This window comes from Ferruginibacter sp. (assembly GCF_028288465.1).
Classification (GTDB): Bacteria; Bacteroidota; Bacteroidia; order Chitinophagales; family Chitinophagaceae; genus Ferruginibacter.
On record NZ_JAQBNR010000081.1, the window covers coordinates 1 to 3,339 of the forward strand.

The following is a 3,339-nucleotide window of genomic DNA, read 5'->3' on the forward strand; positions in this document are numbered from 1 at the left end:
GGGACAACCATGGCAGTCACAAAGATTTCTGCGCCGTCGCAGATCCGGGTCGCGATCGTTGATGATCACAGACTCATGCTCGACGGGCTCGCCGCTCGAATACACGATCCTGAGAGCGGTCTCATGGTCGTGGCCACCGAAACCAGCTGGGCTGGCCTGATGGCCAACCCCGAGTTTCCGGTCGATGTCGTCGTGCTCGACCTGCACCTCGAAGACGGCATCCCCGTGGGCACCAAGCTACGGGCGCTCAACACCACGGGGTCCGCTGCGGTGGTCATGAGTCGCCACGCAGACTCCGCGTCGGTCACCGCGGCGATGCGGGCGGGAGCGCTCGGGTTTGTCCCGAAGACGGAGTCCGCCGCCGAGCTCGTCTCCGCGATTCGTTCGGCCGCAGACAGCACCCAGCACCTGCCGGGGCAACTGGCCGAAGAGGTCGCCCGCTACCGGTCTGCGCCAGACCCGGGCCTCGGCAAGCAGGAACAGCGGGCGCTGGTCCTCTACGCCGCCGGCCGTTCCATCAAAGAGGTCGCGCACGAGATGGAAACCACGGAAGAGACCGTGAAGTCGTACATCAAGCGCGCTCGTCGCAAGTACCGCCACATCGGCGTGGATGTCGGAACGCGCATCCTGCTGCGTCGGCACGGGCTGCGCGAAGGCTGGCTCACGCCCGAGCTGTAGGATGCGGCTGCGCCTGCTGAGTCGGCTGCGGGTGCTTCGGCTGCACCGGCTGCACCTGCCTAGCCGCCTGCGCGTGCTTCGGCTGCGCCTGCTGCGCACCGCGCGGGGAGGGAAGCTGGGGCCGCAGTCGATGCTGCGGCCCCGGTGCTGACCCCCCGGTCTGGCCTGACCGAAGAACTCGGTCAAAACCCGGCGTCGTCTATTCGGGTGAGACGCCGATCCGATGCCTCGATTGCTCGTGGTACCGGCTTGTGTTGCGTGTGACAGCCTTGAAACGCGGCTTGCCCCTCTGTAACTTGACTGTATCGGCATAGTCCGAGGGATTTCGACCGGTGTGGCACCCCCACAACTGGTGGCAATCTGACAGCATTTGGGGAACATGGAACTCATCGCCAAGGAACGGGATCGGCTCCTCCAGCGCACAGCGCGTTTTCTTGGACTTGCCGGAACCCTTGTCGCGCTCGTCAGCCTCAGCATTCCCGGCGTCGTTCCGCTGTCCACCTACCTCTGGATGCTGCCCTGCCTGGCCATTCTCGTGTTCAGCCACATCATGGTCGGCCGTAGCCTCGCCATCGTCTGGCCGCTGGTCGGAACGGTTGCCGGCCTGGCCGCGCTCCTCATCGCCCGCGGACCGGCGGGCAGTACACCGTCGGCCGGACTCGCGGCATCCGTCGCACCCCTTGGCGCAGCGGGCATCGCCTGCTTCGCGCTCGTGCTGGTCTCGAGCATCCCGCGCATGGCGATCATCGTTCTCGGCGTGATTGCCAGCGCGACGCTCGTGCAGCAGACCAGCCACTCCAGCGCCGCGCTGTCGCCGTCCGCCCTGTCGGTCATCCTCGGCTGGATTCTCACGGCGGTGCTCGGCTACTGGCTGAGCGCCAGTGTCCCTCGCGCCGCGCGGCGCATCTACAGCATCGGCAAGGCGCACCGGGCGGAACGCCAGGCGAGCGAGACGGAAGCCCAGCGCAGGCAGGGTGCGCGGCTCCTGCACGACACGGTGCTTGCCACCCTCACGCTCCTCGCGCACTCGGGCGTTGGCGTCGCCCCCGAGGCGCTCCGCCAGCAGGCCGGTGAGGATGCCCGGCTGCTGCGCCAGCTCCGCCTCGGCGCCACCCCAACCCCCCAGTCCTCCGGCTCATACAACCTGGAACCGGTCGAGGAGACCGCGCTCGGCACGACGCTGGAGTCGGTCAAGCAGCGCTTCGGCCGCATGGGGCTCGAGGTGAGCTGGCATGGGACGGGGCAGGTGCTCCTGCCGAGCGACGTTCTCGACGCCTTCCTGCTCTCGCTCGCCGAATGCCTCGAGAACGTGCGCAGGCACTCCGGCGTCACCCAGGCCCACGTCACGATTACGGATGACGCGACAACCGTTCGCGCCATGGTCACCGACTCCGGCGTCGGCTTCGACCTCGAAGGCATCGACGAAGACAAGCTCGGCTTCAAGGAATCGGTGATCGGCCGTCTCCGCGAGGTTGGCGGAAACGCCCGCCTGTTCTCCAGCCCCGGCTCCGGGACCACCGTTGTGCTGGAGGTACCACGATGACCAGCTTCCTCCGCCCAGAAGAAAACACCCTCGGCGTCATCCTGGGTCGACGCGGCAAGAACGGCCCTCCCGGTGTCGCGAAGGCCCTTCGCCAGGCCAGCGCGCGCGGTGCCACCCTCGGCACCGGCTACCTCGGCGTTGGCGCCGGTGTGCTCAGCGGCATCGAGGCCGTCTATGGTCTCAGCCTCTTCTTCGCCCGCTGGCCGCTCTATCCGGATGCCACCCCCGTGGTCATCGCCTGGATCCTGTACATCGCCGCCTTCGTTGCCGCCATCGTGACAATGTCCATCCTCGGTGACCGTCTGCCCCACTGGCTGTTCGGCCTGTACCTGGCCGCTCTGGCCGGCGTAGTCGCGCTCGACTTCCTCGGCATCTGGAGCAGGCACGACATCGGCGGCTACGCGACGGCCTCCGTCTCGGCGGGCTTCGGACTCATGATCGTGGTGACGCTGCGGGGCGGCCGCGAGGTTCTCGCCGCCGCTGCCGTCCTCGGGCTCGCCTTCGTCGCCGCCGTGCTGCTCAACACCCCGCTGACTTCCGCCACGCTTCCCACGCAGCTGTCCACCATCGCCCTGGCCGTGCTGCCCGCGGTGCTCGGCGTGTTCGTCGTTCGGGGCTTCCGGCGCATGGTGCAGCTGGAGCTCGACCGGGTGCTCGTGCAGAGCACCGTTTCTGCCCCGCGATTTGCGGTCGGGATGCTGGCATCCGAAGAGCTGGCCCGCCTCGACCTCGCCGCGGAAGACCTGCTCGAGTCCGTCGCAACCGGTCGCACGAAGCTGAAGCTCGACCCGAAGACCGCGTCGGTTGCCGCATCCCTCGCGACGGAGCTCCGGCTTCACCTCATCGAGGGCAGGCGCGAGACCTGGCTCTACCATGCGGTGTCCGAGTCGGAGATGCTGGGCAAGTCGGTGACGCTGACCGACCGGGGCAGCCTCGCCGGACTCCTCGACCCGTCCCAGCGCGACGGCCTGCTCTCCGCGGTCTGGCTGCTCATGAGCGACACGGCCAAGCCGACGGCCAGCCGGACCGTGCAGCTCACGCTCGGGCCCATGGCAGCGTCTATCGATCGCCTGCCGGGCAACCAGTTCCTCATCCCGATCGTCATCACCACTACGGAC

The 3,339-nt window shown here is 68.0% G+C and carries 3 protein-coding genes; all 3 read left to right on the forward strand.

Annotation, left to right across the window (positions count from 1 at the left end; all coding sequences use genetic code 11):
* The coding region (locus JWR61_RS27925; protein ID WP_301930929.1) for a response regulator transcription factor at positions 1–678 on the forward strand (678 nt) is incomplete at its 5' end.
* Between the two features lie 379 nt (positions 679–1,057).
* Positions 1,058–2,221 (forward strand): sensor histidine kinase, encoded by a 1,164-nt coding sequence (locus JWR61_RS27930; RefSeq protein WP_301930930.1) that lies wholly within the window; start codon positions 1,058–1,060, stop codon positions 2,219–2,221.
* Positions 2,218–3,339: hypothetical protein (locus tag JWR61_RS27935; RefSeq protein WP_301930931.1), on the forward strand; the 1,122-nt coding region annotated here is incomplete at its 3' end. The genes JWR61_RS27930 and JWR61_RS27935, both read left to right, overlap by 4 nt.

Bases quoted from the DNA above. Each gene is read 5' to 3' on its own strand.
- JWR61_RS27930 (WP_301930930.1), top strand. From the start codon at position 1,058: ATGGAACTCATCGCCAAGGAACGGGATCGGCTCCTCCAGCGCACAGCG.